A 16,654-nucleotide genomic window follows, 5' to 3' on the forward strand; every position below is an offset into this window, starting at 1 on the left:
TTCGTACTAAACCAGCATCGCCAAAACTGAGAAGGTGACGGAGCTGATTCCAACTAGTGAACACAGGCCAACTATTTTTACATAGAGGGAGTTTTTGAATTCTGCTAGATCTTCGTTGTTGCGGGCGCGTTCGTCTTCGCGCTGCATGGCGTTGGATTTGGGTGTGATGAAGGAACCCAAAATTTTAAAGCCGCCGAAGAACATGGATAAGAAGCCGGTTCGCAGAATGAGGAAGCTGGCGGCTGCCAAAAGGCTTACCAGGCCGACCAAAAATGACTGGTTCACAAGTTCGAGCGGGGTTAACCCAAAAACCTTGCCTGCTGCAGGCCAAAATGCGATTAACACCACAAACAAAATGATTTTTTTAAACATTGCCTAAAACTCCTCCTTCAAACCGAAAAAATAAATATGGGCAGGAAAGAGGTATAGGAACCCCTCCCCTGCCATATATCAATACTTATTCAGATACTTTCTTCGCCCACTTCAGGTTTGGATAGCGGTTGTTTGGATAAACAAGGCCTTCAAATTTAGGTGAAGTCAAGTATGTGGTTGTGTAATGGTAAACTGGAACGAATGGCAGTGCCTCCATGAGCACTTTTTCAGCTTCATGCAAGAGTTCGAAGTGCTTGTCCGGATCTTGTTCGGCTTTCGCCTGATCCAAGAGGTTGTCATATTCTTCATTTACCCAATTGGTGCGGTTGTTCGGGCTGTCACCAAGGAAATAGTCGAGTAGGACGGTAGGGTCATTCAATACGCCAATCCAGCCCATACGAGACATTTGGAAGTTGCCCTGGTCGGTTGTATCCAGGTATGTTTTCCACTCCTGGTTAGTAAGCTTAATGTCTACCCCAAGGTTTTTCTTGTACATTTCCTGTACGGCTTCAGCAATTTTCTTATGGTTTTCAGCTGTGTTGTAAAGCAGTTCTACTTCAGGAAGGGTTGTCCAGCCCTCTTCAGCCATACCCTCTTCAAGCAATTTTTTCGCTTCTGCAAAATCTTCCTCGAAGTACTCGCCGCCAACTTCGCGGAAGTCGCCTTTGGACGTTTCAACGCCTGGCGGAACGAATGCATAGGCAGGAATTTCACCGGCTTTGGTGATATTTTTCGTCAAGCTTTCACGGTCAAGCGCCATTGCAAAGGCACGGCGAATTTTCTCATTGTTAAATGGCTCTTTTTCAACGTTAAACATGTAGAAGTACGTTCCGAAATAAGGAACATTCAGGAATTCTTCGCTATTCTTTTCTTGTTCGACGACATCGGATGGCAAGGTTTGAATCAAGTCAAGCTCGCCAGTTTTATACATTTGGTAATAGGTAGTAGCGTCATTGACCATTTTCCAGGTAACCTTCTCCAGGTTGACGTCTTTGTTACCCCAGTAATGTTCGTTCTTTTCTGCAACAACCTGGCTGTCGTGCTTCCATTCAACAAGTTTGAAAGGACCGTTCCCAACGAGCGTTTCGGCTCCGGCTGCCCAGTCTTTATTGGACTCGACCAAATCCTTTTTAACCGGATAGAATGTCCACATTGTCAAAAGCTCTTCAAAGTAGCCAAGCGGGCTGTTAAGCTCAACGACTAGCGTTTTATCGTCGGTTGCTTTTACGCCGACTTCATCAGCCGAACCTTTACCTTGGTTAAATTCCTCGCCGCCCTTTAAATAATAAAGGTAGAAAGCAAACTGGCTTCCGGTTGCAGGATCAAGCGTCCGCTTCCAGCTGTACTCAAAATCATGGGCAGTTACAGGAGTTCCGTCGGACCACTTTGCATCGTCACGAATTGTAAATGTGTAAGTCTTGCCGTCCTCTGATTTCTGGACATCACTGGCCACACCAGGAACAGGCTTACCTTCTTTATCTTTTGTGTATAAGCCTTCAAATGTGTGGTCGATAATCCAGCCTGACGGTACATCGGTCGCCATTGCAGGATCCAATGCAGGCGGTTCGGTCATCAAATTTAAGACAATTTCCTGTTTCACGTCTTTGGCGTTGGCACTTGAATCTCCGCCGGAAGACTGATTTTCCCCGCCATAACAGCCAGCCAATGCTGTTGTGACAACTAGTGCGGAGGCTATCGTTTTAAGCCATTTCTTCATTCCAGTTTCCTCCTTGATGTAAAAAAACTACTTATATAGATGGCATGCAGTCCAATGGTCTTTCTTAACTTCCCGGAACTCGGGAACAAGTTCGGCGCAAATGGACATGGCATGCGGACATCTTGTACGGAACCGGCAGCCGCTTGGCGGATTGACCGGACTTGGCGGATCGCCCTGGAGCACAATTCGCTCCCTTTTTGCAGCACCCGGCTTTGCTATCGGTATTGCGGACATAAGCGCCTGGGTATATGGATGCAGCGGTTCGGCAAACAAATCGTCACTGCTGGCAAGTTCCATCATTTTCCCTAAATACATGACTCCGATTCGGTCACTGATGTGCTTGACCATCCCAAGGTCATGGGCGATGAACAGATACGTCAGGCCTTCCTGCTCCTTCAGGTCCTCCAAAAGGTTGATTACCTGAGCCTGTATCGAAACATCGAGCGCGGAAATCGGTTCATCGGCTACGATGAATTTTGGGTTGACAGCAAGTGCGCGGGCAATCCCGATCCGCTGGCGCTGGCCGCCGCTGAATTCATGCGGATAGCGCTTGGCATGTTCAGGGCGCAGGCCGACTCGTTCGAGCAAATCGTATACGCGCTCCTGCCGTTCCTTGCCCTTTGCCAACTTATGGGCATCAATGCCTTCAGCGATAATATCGCCGACACGCATCCTTGGATTCAGCGATGCGTGCGGGTCCTGAAAAATAATCTGCATTTCCCGGTTGGCCACTGCCTTTGCCTTTCGGTCGAGGTCGGCAACGTTTACCCCGTTGTAAAGGATGTTTCCTTCCGTCGGGGACTCCAGACCAACGACCGTTTTTCCAAGAGTCGATTTGCCGCTCCCAGACTCACCGACAAGGCCGAACGTTTCGCCGCGCTTGATCTCAATCGTAATATCATCTACCGATTTAACTGTCTGGTCCTTCTTAATCGTGAAGTACTTTTTCAAGTTCTCAACTTTAAGAATCGTGTCTGTCTTTGTTTCCGGTACGAGTAAGGTCATACTGTTTCCCTCCCTGCTGCGACAAAGTCTTCGGCCTTGGGAGCCCTTGGATCGTTCAGCCAGCATTTTGCATAATGGCCTTTTTCCGCTTCAAAAGCAGGCGGCATCTCCTGCAGGCAAATCTCCATCGCAAACTTGCATCTTGGAGCAAACGGACAGCCTTTTGGCGGCGAAAAAAGATCCGGAGGGGTACCCTCGATTGGAACCAGCCTTTCCTTTGTTGTGCTTGTATGATCCGGCATCGACTCCATCAAGCCCCATGTATATGGATGCCTAGGATTTTCAAACAGCTCACGGACCGTACCGCTTTCGATCATCATTCCTGCATACATGACGATGACGCGCTCAGCTGTTTCGGCGACAACCCCAAGGTCATGGGTAATCAAGATAATCGAAGTGTTCGTCTTCTCCTTCAAATCCTTCATCAAATCAAGAACCTGCGCCTGAATTGTGACATCGAGTGCAGTTGTCGGCTCATCGGCAATCAGCAGTTCCGGGTTGCAGGCAAGCGCAATCGCAATCATCGCCCGCTGCCTCATCCCGCCGCTGAACTCGTGCGGATATTGATTATAGCGCTCTTCAGGATTCGGAATCCCGACGAGGCGGATCATTTCAATAGCTCTTTTTTTCGCCTCTGATTTTGAAAGCTTCTGATGGACAATCAGCCCTTCTTCAATCTGCTTGCCGATTTTCATCGTTGGATTGAGTGACGTCATCGGGTCCTGAAAAATCATGCTAATCTTCGAACCTTTTACTTTTTGCATCTCCCGCCTTGGCAGTTTCAAAAGGTCCTTGCCGTCAAACAGGACTTGTCCATTTTTTATAATCCCGGGCGGTGTAGGGATAAGGCCCATGATCGTTTGCACAGTCACACTCTTTCCGCTTCCGCTCTCTCCCACAATCGCGACGATTTCACCTTTGTCGACATGGAAGGAAACATCGCGGACAGCCTTGACCTCACCGCCGTATGTTTTAAAATTCACTTCGAGGTTCTTTACTTCTAGCAAGTGGTTCATCGTTGTTCCCTCCTATTTGCGATTCCGCGGATCCAGCGCATCCTGCAAGCCGTCTCCAAACGCATTAAATGCGAACATCGTCAGCGAGATAAAGAACGCCGGGAAGAACAGCCTCCACCATTGCCCGCTCAGAATGACACCCATTGCATCATTCGCCATCGTACCCCAGCTGGCAAACGGCGCCTGGACCCCAAGCCCGAGGAAGCTCAGGAACGATTCGGCAAAAATCGCCGCCGGAATTGTAAATGTCAAATTGACGATAATGATACCGAGTGCATTCGGCAGCAGGTGCCGGAGAATAATTTTGGCATGAGATGTACCCAATTTTTCAGCTGCCATCACATATTCCTGAGATTTCAGCTGAAGAATTTGGCCCCTCGTTATCCTGGCCATGCTTACCCATCCTGTCACGGACAAGGCAATGATGATCGAGGTGACACCGGGTTCCATGATCACCATCAGCAAAATTACAACCAGAAGGTACGGAATGCCGTAAAGGATTTCGATAACCCTCATAATCGCGTTATCGACACGGTCGCCTTTTTTGTTGCGGCCTGCCATATAACCGGCAATTCCGCCAATCGTGACCCCAAGGATCAAGTCAATCAAAGCTGCCACAAATCCAATCGTGAGGGAAACCCTTGCTCCGTACCAAGTCCGGCTCCACATGTCGCGGCCAAGGTCGTCTGTGCCAAACCAGTGCTCACTGTTAGGCGCCATATTTCCTTTCATCAAGTCCTGGTCTGATGCGCTAAAAGGCACCATCTTCGGTCCAAAAATCGCAAAGAAAATGATGACAAGCAGCAGCCCTAATCCAAGAACGGCCAGCTTATTTTTAAAAATATTGAGAAGCGTTTCTTTCCATACACTTAAGGATGGGCGCTGAATCGGGTCTTGCGCTTTTTGGTCGGGAGACACAGGCCTGAAAAGATTGCTTTCCTGTAGGTTCGGCTGCATGTTAATTCCCCCCGCTCGTTAATTTGATTCTCGGGTCAATCAACCGGTAAGAAATATCGATCAGGAATAGAATGACAACAAGAATCGTACTGAAGAAAATGGTTGTCCCCATAATGACTGGGTAATCCCGGTTAAAAATGCCGTCTACGAAATACTTGCCGAGACCCGGGATGGCGAAGATTTTTTCGATAACAAACGTACCTGTAATCAAAGAAACTGCAAGCGGCCCGATAAATGTGATGACCGGCAGGATCGCGTTCCTGATTCCGTGCTTGACGACAAGCTGGAATGTAGAAAGCCCTTTGGCATTCGCCGTTTTTATGTAGTTCTGATTCATGACATCAATCATGCTGGACCTCATAAACCGGGCAATGACCGCAAGCGGCGAGGCTGCAAGTGCCAAGGACGGCAGGATACTGTGCTGGAACGACCCCCAGGACGCAACCGGCAGCATCCCCCATTCGACTGCAAAATACTTGATCAGCAGCGGTGCGAGAATGAAGCTCGGTATCGAAATGCCGAGAATCGCAATCGTCATCGCTACGAAATCAATCGGCTTATTATGGTTAAGCGCCGCGACAATTCCAAGCAGCAGCCCGAAAAATAAAGCGATGATTAAGGCTTGAATACCTAAAGTCGCCGATGCCGGCAAGCCGTCTGCAATGATGCTGTTGACAGTACGAGTCTCTGAGTTAATTGAAGGCCCAAGGTCGAACACCAGAAGGTCCTTCATATAGAGGACGTACTGGACCGGCAGCGGCTCATCAAGATTGTACTTTGCCCTCATATTCTGCAGAACTTCTTCCGGGAGGACATTGGCATCCGATGCGAATGGATCGCCGGGAATAAATTTCATGATGACAAAGGTAAGTGTCGCGATCACCCAGATTGTCAAAAGCATCGTGGCAAGCCTTTTGAGAATGTACATATCCATTCACCCCTATCAGTTTAGTAAGATTTAACTATTGAGTTTTTCTAGTAAGTTGTCACGGGTAAGTAGTTTATCAGCTGGCACTGAGGCAAGTATGTTTGGGTAGCACGAGACTTGCGCCGGGACACGTTCGTTTGTATAGCATGGAACCCGAATATGGGCAAGTTCGTTTATCGGCTGTGACAATTTTTACCTAGACATAAAGTTGGTACTTTATGGATACTCATATTTGTAAACCCGTTTTTGTATTCGATTGTAACCGGGGCTCTTCGTTGCGGAAGCAGCAGCCCCGGTTTCTTTTTAAAAATTACGCATTAACTGATCCAAGAACTCCGTTTGTCGCGGTCATCGCGATAATCACGCAGCCCCACATATGCTTGTATGCAGTTACCATGTCTTCGTAGGTGAATCGGATGCTCTTTGGTCCCGTCAGTTCGACGGTTGGAAGGGTCGTTGTCATTTTTGCCTGCTGCGGGCCTTTGAATATCAGGTCGAATGTAACCGGACCCTCCCCGATTACAAGCGGCTTGGCTGTTTTTGCTTTATTAACAGCAGCTTCGGCTTTAGTCCGGATTTCAGCTCGGGCCACTTCCGGATGCAGCAATTCTGCGGCAAAGCGGTCGACTGCCCGCTTCGTAACAGCTCCCTCAACTTCAGGCAAGGTTTCCTGCACTTCTTTTACATAGGCATCGTCACCGCTTATGAACAATGGCGGAACTCCAAGGGAACCTGCAACATATGAATTCATCTCGGTTTCCCCGACGACCCTGCCATTGATTTTCATTTCCTCTACGCAAATGCCAGCGAGTGTGTGGGAGATGACCGTTACATCCGAACCGCCTTCGCGGCCGTGATGGCCAACGAACATGATTCCGTCGAAGCTAGTGTCCAGCCCTTCAAGCTGGCACATGACGCGGTTGCTGCCTGAAACAAGGCGAGCCCGCGGATCAAGTTCCTCTATAATAATATTGGACATATTGCCATGCCCGTCCGCTACAACAATTTCAGTAGCACCGCCGTTGAATGCCCCTTCAATCGCTGCATTCACATCCGCGGTCATTAGCTTCCGGAACCGCTGATATTCAGAAGGAGTTTTCAACTGCTGATTTGTCGCAACTCCAGAAATGCCTTCCATGTCTGCTGAGATAAAAATTTTCATCGTATCGTGTCTCGCTTTCTATTAAAATTCAAAACTAGTGGTTTTTTCTAATGATAGAACAAATTCTTTAACGAGATCCTTGGTGGCTTCCAGGTCGCCCAGGTCCACAACTTCCACCGGGGAATGGGCATAGCGGGAAGGGATCGAAAGTACACCGGTCGGAATCCCTTTGTTCGCGTAGTTTACCGCGCCGCCATCTGTGCCAATTCCAGGGAATACTTCAAGCTGGTATGGGATGTTGTTTTCTTTTGCCAGATGTATGAGTTTGTCTTTCATCGTTTTATGGACGATTAAGCTGAAATCCATCACCTTGATTCCAGTCCCCCGGCCGAGGCGGAGGCTTTGGTCCATCATTTCCTCCGGGGTATCACTGACAGCCGTCGTATCCACTGCAATTGCTGCATCTGCCTGCAAATGCTCGGAAGCTGTTTTTGCCCCGCGCAAGCCGACTTCCTCCTGGACAGCAAATAGGAAAATCAATTCTCCCGCGAAATCCTGGTCCTGGATTTCATCGAGCACCTGGAGGAGAACAGCGCAGCCTGCCCGGTCATCAAGCGATTTCGCCCTGACCCTTGGCTTGGATTTTGGTCCAAAAACGGTAAATTCGCTTCCCCACGTGATTGGAGTTCCGATTTCGACTCCCATATCGAGCGCTTCCTGTTTTGATGCTGCGCCAATGTCTATGTATAATTGCTGGTGCTTCCTGACTTTGGATGGGTCATCGAACTTTGCGTAATGTGCGGAAATGGTGCCGATGAGTCCTGGGAGCAGTCCCTGTGAACCCATTACGGTCACCGGCTGGGCCAGGAGGATCCGATCGTCGTTGCCGCCAAGCTTCTCGAATCTTAGCAGCCCATTTTCCTCAATCTTCTTGACCATAAAGCCGATTTCATCCATATGCGCGGTGAGCAGCACGGCCGGACCGGATTTAGAGCCCTTTTTGCGGGCGATGACATTCCCAATTGGATCAATCCGTACCTCATCCGTTTTTTCCCTTACATAATCTCTTATAAAATAAGAAACCGAGTGTTCATATCCGCATGGACCCGAAAGCCCGGTTAATGTTTTTAAAAGCTCAAGCATATTTTTACACCACCTATAAATACTCAAATGTATTTTTGTAGACTTCAAGCTGAATGATGCTGTTCACCTCAGTGATGCTTGGGAGCTCGTTTAGCTTCAGCAGCGTTTGGGTAATATGCTCCTGAGTGGCAACCGCGATTTGCACCAGCAGCGAATACGGGCCCGAAGTCAGCGTAATATAGCGGATTTCCTTGAATTTCGACAGTTCCTCAATCGCCTCAGTCACACGTTGAGGCTGAACCTTCAACTGGATGATGGCCCCAGCCTTCACGCCCATCGCCACCGGATTCACTACCCCGACCACTTCCATGATGCCTGTATCAATCAAATTCTTATACCGCAGCCTGACTGTTTTTTCGCTAACCTTCAGATTTGCCGCAATTTCCGAAAATGACATCCGGCCATCATGCGATAGAAACTTGATAATCCCCTTGTCCAATTCATCTATTTCGTATTCCAAACAACTTCCTCCTTCCCGCTTTTCTACTTCCTTTTTTGGTATTAAATTGTTTTTATCAGGTTCATTTTCGGTAATTTTCTTTATTTTTAGTATCTTTATTAGGATTAAACGTATTATAGGGTAGGAATATTTAAAATGCAATAATAATTCTAAAATTTAAAAACATCCGTTTTTCGGTAAGCGCTTTAAAGTCTATAGCCGCTAGGGTTCCATCATATGAAAAATTTGTCGAATCCGCTTTGGCAGTGTAAGCCATTTATAGTCAGGGCTTCTTATTAGTTGAAAAAATTCAATTTACTGGATAATATTTTTGGAAATATTAAAAGCCCGCTGTTTAGGCGGGCGAGGTTTTATAAACTTTTCTGGTGGTCCCGTATTTCATAATCTAATAAATAGAGTTAGTGTACTTTTTGCAACTTGCCAACAGCCAATTAATCTACGAATTGAGTGTTGGTGGATTTTTTGACACCCGCAAACCGTCAATTAATCCACGAACTAAGCGTTGCTGGGCTTTTTACCACCTGCAAACCGTCAATTAATCCACGAACTAAGTGTTGCTGGGCTTTTTACCACCTAACAACAGCCAATTAATCCACGAACTAAGCGTTGCTGGGCTTTTTACCACCTGACAATCGTCAATTAATCTACAAACTAAGTTCGTGGACTTTTTACCGCCTGCCAACCGTCAATTAATCTACAAACTAAGTTCGTGGACTTTTTACCGCCTGCCAACTGTCAATTAAACTACGAATTAAGCGTTACTGGACTTTTGACACCATCCAACCGTCAAGTTTTTGTACATTAAATATCTCTTCTCTCATAATATGCTTTTCTATCGGCACCTCTTCTATTAAAGGACTTCCTCAAAACATTATTAATTCTCCTTTTTGAACATGCCTCTCCACAAAATTCATAAATATTCTTCGTTGTAATTCTCTCATTGGGAAACAGCAGCTGAAATTCATGAACATGACGGATGATTGCATCGGTTACCTTCTCGATTTCTCCGCACTTGCAAATACCTTTTTTCCCAACAATTGAAATCGAAAGTGATCCGCATTTTCCGCACCTAAGCTTTTTCTCCAGCCCCTCAAACGTATACGCTGGAAACTTGTCATACCGCGACTCCGGCTGATGGAGTGCAACGAGCTTCTCGGCCAGGCGCCGGTGCTTATCCGTCAATCCAGGTGGGGCATTATTTAATGTTCGCAAAAAGGGATAAATCTGATTTGGGAGAATGAAAGGTTTATCAAGAGGAGCTTGATACAGGGTAAATTCGGAATGAACGAAAGCGATTGAAGCGTTAATGGGGAATGAAGAATAGCTTAACTCGCGGAGCAACTGACGAAGCAAGGTTTCACATCTTTTTAACTGGGTTAGAGGGTTATCAATCTCATAGTTGGGCCTTTTGAACAACCGATCCTCTTCCGAATCGTAAACATAGTCGCCATCAAAGGTTTTCACATCAAACAAATAAATTGGATTTGCTGTAATAATCAGCGTATCAATCTGGAACGTCTTTCCGCCAACCTCCAGCAGCAAATCATTCAGGATAATGCACTCGCACTGCAGCTGTTCGGTCAGTGCATCAAACTTCAACTCCCCTTCATATCCCTTAAGCAAATTACAATAGTGCGACCAATCATCGTCAGGCAGCTGCATTCTTGCAGCCAACGATTCGTAGATAACAAGCTTCTTAGGCTTACACCGATCTTTGTACGCCATACTCCACATCCTTTCTTTTTATAAAGCTGATTCTCACGCTAATACCCACCTGTGAAGACAGTGGCAGCGGAATGAAAACTTCCTTACACCGGCTTATTTTCAACATCATTTAAATTATCCCTTCATAAATTTGAATATATTTTGAACTTTCTGTGACTTTTTTGTGTATTTTTTCTGAACTTTATAATAAAATGAAATAAGAAAAATTATTATACTACTATAGTTTCCAACATCAATATAGTGAAAACCAATCAAATCAATTAGAAGGGATGATGGGGATGGAAGCGAATGTATGCCAACCACTGCGGGCAGGCTGCAATCGGGATTGTAAAGGAGAAAACAGGGGAGAAAAAAGGGGTCATGTATGTGCTGCTCGGCTGGCTGTTCGTCGCATTGTCAGTGATGTTCTTGCCGCTCGTATTTGGGGCAGCTGCATTATATATGGGAGCGATGATATTTTTTGACCGGAGCCGTACCCATGGAGCAATACTGATGGCATCTGCCCTGGCCGCCACTATGATCGGACTGATGCATAGCATTTTCGTCGCCGGCACTGTTTTAATTTAAGCGCAATCGCGTTTGCCGGCGCAACTCTAGATTTTAGTCTTGAGCACGGGAACGGTTCATGGTTTCATTAGTGACCCGTTCCCGCCTTTTCCTATTTCACCGCCTTTAATCGCTTCATTGCCGAATGCACCGTGAGCCGGTGATACGCAATTAACCTCTTCTTGTAAACGACTCCATAGATACCATATGGAGTTGGTGATAAAGCCAGCAATTCGTCTCTTGTTTTAATATTAATAATGGCATCATTTATGCCCAGTCTGTCTGCCCCCGCTACCATATTTTCGGTGGCTACATCGATAAACGGACATTGCTGTGTCCGGATGATTGTCAAATCGTCAAATCGATTAAGCCGCTCCTCCCAATCATTTGGAAAAAAAGGATTAGGTGCAGGCTGTAATTTATAGACAAGCAGTTCAAAGCCGTAAGGCGTACGGTCCACCTCTTCAAAACTATTTTTTTAAAATACATCTTTACTCGGTGTCCACGAAGTTTCAGGGTTTGTAATAACGATTACCCCGGCTTTATTTTGTTCCTTTGCATCCTGAATACATGTTTGGATCAATTTCGTGGCATACCCTTTTCCCGTCACGCTAACCCACAGGCAATGGATAACCAAATAATTTTCACCAAATACGACTCGTGACGAATTTCAATCGGTGTATATTCAATAAACCCCGCCGGCTTGCCATTCTCGATTAGTTTTATGTACTTTAACCCTTCGCCCACTCGGTCCAAAAGCCAACTTTTTTTATTTTTATAACCTATTGAATTTGGTTTACTGCGCAGGCAAAAACAGCCTTGAGTATCTACATTATCTTCGGTTATGCCTATCATTTCAATCGCTTCCAACTGCATCTCCCCTTGTTTCCCGATATCCTACCCTTAGAATACCATAAATTACTAAAAAAGACGGTCCATGCTTCCATGGAAGCAGGGAACCGTCGTTTACATTATTTATTCAGTGCCGGTACATCTTTTCTGACGACATCAAACAAGCCAGAGCCGATGACGTCAAGAGCGGATTGCATCCGTTCAACCGAGATGTTGTCTTCAATCGTGTCCTGGGGAGTGTGGTAAACCTTTTCGATGTGGTAAACGAGCGGGCTCCAGCTGTCGATTCCCATCCAGATGAACAGCGCTGCCGGAATGCCAGCCTGGTGGAATGGAACATGATCACTGGATCCGAACGTTCCTGGTAAAATATCGGAATTACCAAGACGTGCGCCTGCAGCAGTCGTAGAGTCTGTCACGACATTCCTGCTGCCGTCAGGTGTCATCGCATATAGGTTCTTCGCAGGCCCGTAGCTGGTTGCAACCATATCCGGAACAAAGACCGCTTCAATATTGTCCCTTTCCGCCTGGGACAGCTGGTTCACATAATGCCTTGCACCCAGCAGGCCGCGCTCCTCGGAGCCGAACGCGATAAACTTCATTTCCTTGTCTGTATTGTAGCCCTTATACACACGCGCAAGCTCAAGCATCAAGCCAACACCGGATGCATTGTCGTTGCCGCCTGGAGCACCAACCACACTGTCATGGTGCGCCCCGAGGATAACCTGCTTCCCATCTCCCTGGGATTTGGCTGGTTTCGTGGCGATGACGTTTACGGACTGAAGATTGCTAAATTGCTCTGCTGTCAATGTGATGTTCACAGGGCCTTCCGCAAGCTTTTCCTTGATCCATTCCCCCTGGATAAAAGCTGCCCCAAAGACTGGAACATCTACCTTTCCAGTTAGGCTGGGATTGAAAGTTTGTCCGTAGTTGCCGCGGCTGCCGACTAGGCTTTGCAGGATGACACCCGCCGCGCCTTTTTCAACCGCATTGTTTACCTGCGCACGGTAATCTGCTGTCGAGGCCCCCCTTGCCATGACAACAATTTTCCCAGCCGTATTAGCCGGGAAATCGCCCAGGTTCGTTCCGCCTTCCACAAAAATAACCTCTGCTGTCACTGCCTCCTTATTAATCTTCCCATTCGGGGCGGCGCCCATCTGCCAAGAGGTTCCGTCCGCAAAACTAGCAGCACCTATGTACTGGTCAGCAACCGGGAAGTATTGATATTCCACCTTGTAGCCATATCCCTTCAGTACATCGGCAATGTAGTCGGCTGACTGATGCTCTGCTTCAAGCCCGCCGGGACGCGGCCCGATTTCCTCGGATAAATAGCGGACATGCTCAATCGCCCGCTCCGCATCGACGCGCGCAACAATCTTCTGGTCCTGAGAGTAGGCCGATTTCCCCGCCGTGTCATTCGCTGCATACCCGACCGAACCAAATGCCATCGACACCGCCAATAATGAAGCCGCTACCTTTAATCCCTTCTTGCGAAAAACCATGCAATCCCCCCTAAAATAATAGACTACTAATCTATAAACTGAATTAGTATCAGTTATCATTAGTAGCCCTAAGAAGTAACACCTATATCCTAGCTCACCTTTCCACTTAAAAACAACCAACCATTTTACTAATATTCAGAATATTCTTGTGGTTCTTTTTTCCCGCAATAGCAAAGGGGGACGCTGAAAAATGCGAACAGTGCCAGGCACTCCCCGAATTTTCTTGTTTCACACGCATGTGTTCCACAGCCGAGGACATCCAAGTAACGTGTACCTCACCCATTCCCCCCTATCCTCTACTTCTATTAAAAATCTTACTTATTGAATCAGAGCCGCCTCCTCTGACACACACAGCTTCCTATATTTAGTACGTTTGAATGTTCCTCTGAGCGGTTATTTCAGTAACAAGCATCATAGACCACAAAGAGGTGATAAACGATGAACGTAAATCCGAATGTAACGTTAGCTGATATATATGGGCCAGAATTCATCCTCAATCCGCGGACCTCGTACTCGGGCTTTGGCTGGGTTCCGACTGACAACCATGACTTTGATGATTTCCGGACAGGTGCACCGCTGTCGATTGTAGGTGAGATGCCGATGGTTGCGAACGAACGTGTTGTTACGGAGGAGTCGCTTAAGCTCATGCGGCTTGCCGGAATCACTGAGCCTTCCAACCTGTATGTTTACAATGATGAGAATTCAATTAAAAGCTTAATCAACAATTGTGTTGAAGAGGGGAAAAAGCAAGTAATCAATCAAATTTACCCTCCGGAAGAAATTCCGGAAAAAGGCTATTGGATCAAGCCAGATCTGCTATCATACTTGAACAACAAGGCAAGCCTGTCCGAACTTGTACCGGAAGGCCATTATCCGCGCAGGATCGCAGTCAAACCAACCGAGCGGGAACGGGTAAAAATGGAATGGAAACTGCCGTTTGTTTTAAAAACAGCAACCGACCTCCCGAACGGGGGCGGTATCGATGTAGCGCTCTGCCAAACGGAAGAAGATGTCAACCAGGCTTGGGAAGCATTCAAGGAAAGCGAGCAAATCGTAGTCGAGGAACTTGTTAATATCGAAAAGAATTACTGCGTTCAATTTGCGAGGACACACGAAGGTGAAATCATCTGTCTCGGGGCGGCCGAGCAAATCACGACAGATGATGGAAATCACAGCGGGAATTGGCTGAGCGACTGTGAGGCAGCACCTGATGACGTCATGGCCGTTGGGGAAAAAATCATGGAAAACGCCGCTAAGCTTGACTATGTCGGTGTAGGCGGTTTTGACATCCTGACTACTACAGATGGAAGGATTGTCTGCATTGATCTCAACTTTAGGCTGAATGCCTCAACTCCGGCTCTGCTGCTGAAGGACAGCATCCTCAGTTCCACCAAAAAGGAATACCTATTGTATAGGACGTGGCAAATCGAAACAGATTGGGAGGATTTCTATGGAACCTGCCAGTCCATGATTGAAAACAGGGAACTGTTCCCGCTATCCATCTACAAACCTGAGGACAACCAAAACGCTAGACCAAGAATCAGCGCCATCCTCGCTGGCGACACCAAGGAAGAAATTATTGCCATCGAAGAGTACCTTGACCGCCATGGCTGGAAATAGCCAATTAGGACGGTTCAGCAAGGAGGCAGGGAATAGTTCCCTGCTTCTATCTTTTTCATTCTGTTTCCCTCCCAATTTAAAAAGGAAACAAACGATTGTCTGCTCCCCCTAGTTCTAGCTATTTTGATTACTCAAATCTTATCCAATTCCCTACCCCTTCGGCATCTGAATACGGAAGGTGGTGCCTTTGTCTAGTTCGCTTGTGGCTTTGATGGTGCCTTTGTGGTTGTGGATGATGGTGAAACTGACCATGAGCCCGAGCCCGGTTCCCTGTTCTTTTGTCGAATAAAACGGCTCGCCTAGTCGGTTGAGCATTTGTTCGGACATGCCGAGCCCGTTGTCTTTAATGTCGATGTAGACATTCTCCTTATCGGTGGAAAGCAACACAACAATATTGCCGCCTTTAGGCATAGCTTCCATGCCGTTTTTTATCAGATTTAAAAACACCTGTTTCAGCTGGTGTTCATCACAAAAGACGGTGACGCCACTCATGTCCCCATTCGTAACAAGCTGAATTTGGATATTATTCAAGTGGCATTCTGATTCAAGCAGCGAAACGACATGCTTGATGATAGGGAGCAGTTCCTTTTTCTTGAACTCAACAACATACGGTTTGGCCAAAACCATAAAATCATTGACGATATGGTTTATCCGTTCGATTTCATCCATGATAATATCCAAATACATATCACGGTTAGTCGTGTGGTTTTCTTTCAGCAGCCTGGCAAAACCGCGCAGGGAAGTGAGCGGATTGCGAATTTCATGGGCCACACCTGCAGCCAACTCACCAATGACCGATAATTTTTCAGTCCTCATCAGCATTTCCTCTGTTTTTTTCCGAGAGGTAATATCATGGCTGATTTCTACAAAGTTTAGAACTTCACCATCAGGCCCCAAGACAGGAACGATAGTGGAATAGAGCCAATAGTAGGTGCCATCTTTTGCTTTTTTAAAAATTTCCCCCTTCCACACCTTTCCCTGATTGATCGTATTCCAAATGTTCCTGAAAAAAGATTCCGGGTGAAGGCCTGAATTCAGGAGACTTTGCTCCTCGCCCAATAGCTCTTCCATCGTATATTTTGAGAGTCCACAATAATTTTCATTTGCATAGGTTATTTTACCCTCGGGATCCAATATGACTATAATAGATGACTCGTTAAGCGCTTTCGCAACTGAGCATAATGAGTTAATGCTAATTTTCATGTTTTCTTCTTTGAGTTTATACTCAGTTATATCCCGGCTAATGCATATGTACGTTTCCGGTAAACCGTCATTTCCCAACTGAGGCACAATTTCATTTTCAACCCAATAAAGGCTGCCATCTTTCGCTTTATTTCGGATTGCGCCTTTCCAGGTTTCCCCTGAACGGATGGTGGCCCACAGTGTTTTAAAAAAGCTTTCAGAATGATGCCCCGAATTCAACAGGGTATGGTTTTTTCCAAGCAGTTCTTCCCTTTGATATTTCGTCTCATTGCAAAAAACCTCATTGACATAAACAATCATCCCGGTCGAATCTGTAACGGACAAACTAATTGTCCGTTCAAGAGCAACCATTATATCATTTGGCATACTCTGAAAATCAGGTTGCACAGCCATAATCTTCCCCCTGTAAAATTGGTACTACCCCTTGCAAATTATTATAATATACTTCTCCTATAAATTTTGTGAATATTTTAAAAAATGTCTAAAGAGGACGGTTTTTGTTTTCT

At 46.5% G+C, this 16,654-nt stretch carries 16 protein-coding genes; 2 read left to right on the top strand and 14 right to left on the bottom strand.

Annotated features, from left to right (window positions below; all coding sequences use genetic code 11):
• Positions 1–6: 6 nt before the first annotated feature.
• From A8F94_RS08780 to A8F94_RS08825, 10 genes are all read right to left on the bottom strand, one after another.
• Positions 7–372, bottom strand: coding sequence for a DUF3899 domain-containing protein (locus tag A8F94_RS08780; protein WP_066198535.1), 366 nt, complete (start codon positions 370–372; stop codon positions 7–9).
• An 85-nt stretch (positions 373–457) separates the two neighbouring features.
• The gene (locus A8F94_RS08785) at positions 458–2,089 is read right to left on the bottom strand and encodes a peptide ABC transporter substrate-binding protein (protein ID WP_066198538.1); all 1,632 of its coding nucleotides are present in this window, start codon (positions 2,087–2,089) and stop codon (positions 458–460) included.
• Positions 2,090–2,116: 27 nt separating this feature from the next.
• Positions 2,117–3,094, bottom strand: a complete 978-nt coding sequence (locus A8F94_RS08790; protein ID WP_066198540.1) for an ABC transporter ATP-binding protein — start codon at positions 3,092–3,094, stop codon at positions 2,117–2,119.
• Positions 3,091–4,110 (bottom strand): ABC transporter ATP-binding protein, encoded by a 1,020-nt coding sequence (locus tag A8F94_RS08795; RefSeq protein WP_066198542.1) that lies wholly within the window; start codon positions 4,108–4,110, stop codon positions 3,091–3,093. Before A8F94_RS08795 ends, A8F94_RS08790 begins: the two co-directional genes overlap by 4 nt.
• 12 nt (positions 4,111–4,122) lie before the next feature.
• On the bottom strand, positions 4,123–5,067 hold the full coding sequence (locus A8F94_RS08800) for an ABC transporter permease (protein WP_066198544.1): 945 nt from the start codon (positions 5,065–5,067) through the stop codon (positions 4,123–4,125).
• A 1-nt stretch (position 5,068) separates the two neighbouring features.
• A complete protein-coding gene (locus A8F94_RS08805; protein ID WP_066198547.1) occupies positions 5,069–5,995 on the bottom strand; it encodes an ABC transporter permease in 927 nt (308 codons plus the stop codon).
• A gap of 310 nt (positions 5,996–6,305) precedes the next feature.
• Complete coding sequence (locus tag A8F94_RS08810) at positions 6,306–7,157, bottom strand: M55 family metallopeptidase (RefSeq protein ID WP_066198550.1); 852 nt, start codon at positions 7,155–7,157, stop codon at positions 6,306–6,308.
• A gap of 21 nt (positions 7,158–7,178) precedes the next feature.
• Positions 7,179–8,240 (bottom strand): M42 family metallopeptidase, encoded by a 1,062-nt coding sequence (locus A8F94_RS08815; protein ID WP_066198552.1) that lies wholly within the window; start codon positions 8,238–8,240, stop codon positions 7,179–7,181.
• Positions 8,241–8,253: 13 nt separating this feature from the next.
• Positions 8,254–8,700, bottom strand: coding sequence for an Lrp/AsnC family transcriptional regulator (locus A8F94_RS08820; protein ID WP_066198555.1), 447 nt, complete (start codon positions 8,698–8,700; stop codon positions 8,254–8,256).
• Positions 8,701–9,501: 801 nt separating this feature from the next.
• Complete coding sequence (locus tag A8F94_RS08825; protein ID WP_066198558.1) at positions 9,502–10,425, bottom strand: nuclease-related domain-containing protein; 924 nt, start codon at positions 10,423–10,425, stop codon at positions 9,502–9,504.
• A 288-nt stretch (positions 10,426–10,713) separates the two neighbouring features.
• Between A8F94_RS08825 and A8F94_RS08830 the strand changes: the two genes are divergently transcribed.
• The gene (locus A8F94_RS08830; RefSeq protein ID WP_066198562.1) at positions 10,714–10,992 is read left to right on the top strand and encodes a hypothetical protein; all 279 of its coding nucleotides are present in this window, start codon (positions 10,714–10,716) and stop codon (positions 10,990–10,992) included.
• A 91-nt stretch (positions 10,993–11,083) separates the two neighbouring features.
• On the opposite strand, the gene A8F94_RS26505 is transcribed toward A8F94_RS08830, so the two are convergent.
• From A8F94_RS26505 to A8F94_RS08840, 3 genes are all read right to left on the bottom strand, one after another.
• On the bottom strand, positions 11,084–11,431 hold the full coding sequence (locus tag A8F94_RS26505; RefSeq protein ID WP_368072776.1) for a hypothetical protein: 348 nt from the start codon (positions 11,429–11,431) through the stop codon (positions 11,084–11,086).
• 146 nt (positions 11,432–11,577) lie between these two features.
• Positions 11,578–11,841 carry a hypothetical protein gene (locus A8F94_RS26510; protein ID WP_368072777.1) on the bottom strand — a complete coding sequence of 88 codons (264 nt, stop codon included), beginning with the start codon at positions 11,839–11,841 and terminating at the stop codon, positions 11,578–11,580.
• Between the two features lie 101 nt (positions 11,842–11,942).
• A complete protein-coding gene (locus A8F94_RS08840; protein ID WP_066198565.1) occupies positions 11,943–13,325 on the bottom strand; it encodes a M28 family peptidase in 1,383 nt (460 codons plus the stop codon).
• A gap of 438 nt (positions 13,326–13,763) precedes the next feature.
• Here A8F94_RS08840 and A8F94_RS08845 point away from each other — a divergent pair, with 438 nt between their 5' ends.
• Entirely contained in the window at positions 13,764–14,945 is a 1,182-nt protein-coding gene (locus A8F94_RS08845) for an ATP-grasp domain-containing protein (protein ID WP_066198567.1), read from the top strand.
• Between the two features lie 150 nt (positions 14,946–15,095).
• On the opposite strand, the gene A8F94_RS08850 is transcribed toward A8F94_RS08845, so the two are convergent.
• Positions 15,096–16,541 (bottom strand): PAS domain S-box protein, encoded by a 1,446-nt coding sequence (locus A8F94_RS08850; protein WP_066198573.1) that lies wholly within the window; start codon positions 16,539–16,541, stop codon positions 15,096–15,098.
• Positions 16,542–16,654: the final 113 nt, after the last annotated feature.

The sequence above is a fragment of the Bacillus sp. FJAT-27225 genome, from assembly GCF_001685025.1.
Classification (GTDB): domain Bacteria; phylum Bacillota; class Bacilli; order Bacillales; family Cytobacillaceae; genus Bacillus_D.

Excerpts from the sequence above, each read along its gene's own strand:
- A8F94_RS08780 (WP_066198535.1), bottom strand. The coding sequence starts at position 372 with ATGTTTAAAAAAATCATTTTGTTTGTGGTGTTAATCGCATTTTGGCCT.
- A8F94_RS08785 (WP_066198538.1), bottom strand. The coding sequence starts at position 2,089 with ATGAAGAAATGGCTTAAAACGATAGCCTCCGCACTAGTTGTCACAACA.
- A8F94_RS08790 (WP_066198540.1), bottom strand. The coding sequence starts at position 3,094 with ATGACCTTACTCGTACCGGAAACAAAGACAGACACGATTCTTAAAGTT.
- A8F94_RS08795 (WP_066198542.1), bottom strand. The coding sequence starts at position 4,110 with ATGAACCACTTGCTAGAAGTAAAGAACCTCGAAGTGAATTTTAAAACA.
- A8F94_RS08800 (WP_066198544.1), bottom strand. The coding sequence starts at position 5,067 with ATGCAGCCGAACCTACAGGAAAGCAATCTTTTCAGGCCTGTGTCTCCC.
- A8F94_RS08805 (WP_066198547.1), bottom strand. The coding sequence starts at position 5,995 with ATGTACATTCTCAAAAGGCTTGCCACGATGCTTTTGACAATCTGGGTG.
- A8F94_RS08810 (WP_066198550.1), bottom strand. The coding sequence starts at position 7,157 with ATGAAAATTTTTATCTCAGCAGACATGGAAGGCATTTCTGGAGTTGCG.
- A8F94_RS08815 (WP_066198552.1), bottom strand. The coding sequence starts at position 8,240 with ATGCTTGAGCTTTTAAAAACATTAACCGGGCTTTCGGGTCCATGCGGA.
- A8F94_RS08825 (WP_066198558.1), bottom strand. The coding sequence starts at position 10,425 with ATGGCGTACAAAGATCGGTGTAAGCCTAAGAAGCTTGTTATCTACGAA.
- A8F94_RS08830 (WP_066198562.1), top strand. The coding sequence starts at position 10,714 with ATGTATGCCAACCACTGCGGGCAGGCTGCAATCGGGATTGTAAAGGAG.
- A8F94_RS08840 (WP_066198565.1), bottom strand. The coding sequence starts at position 13,325 with ATGGTTTTTCGCAAGAAGGGATTAAAGGTAGCGGCTTCATTATTGGCG.
- A8F94_RS08845 (WP_066198567.1), top strand. The coding sequence starts at position 13,764 with ATGAACGTAAATCCGAATGTAACGTTAGCTGATATATATGGGCCAGAA.
- A8F94_RS08850 (WP_066198573.1), bottom strand. The coding sequence starts at position 16,541 with ATGGCTGTGCAACCTGATTTTCAGAGTATGCCAAATGATATAATGGTT.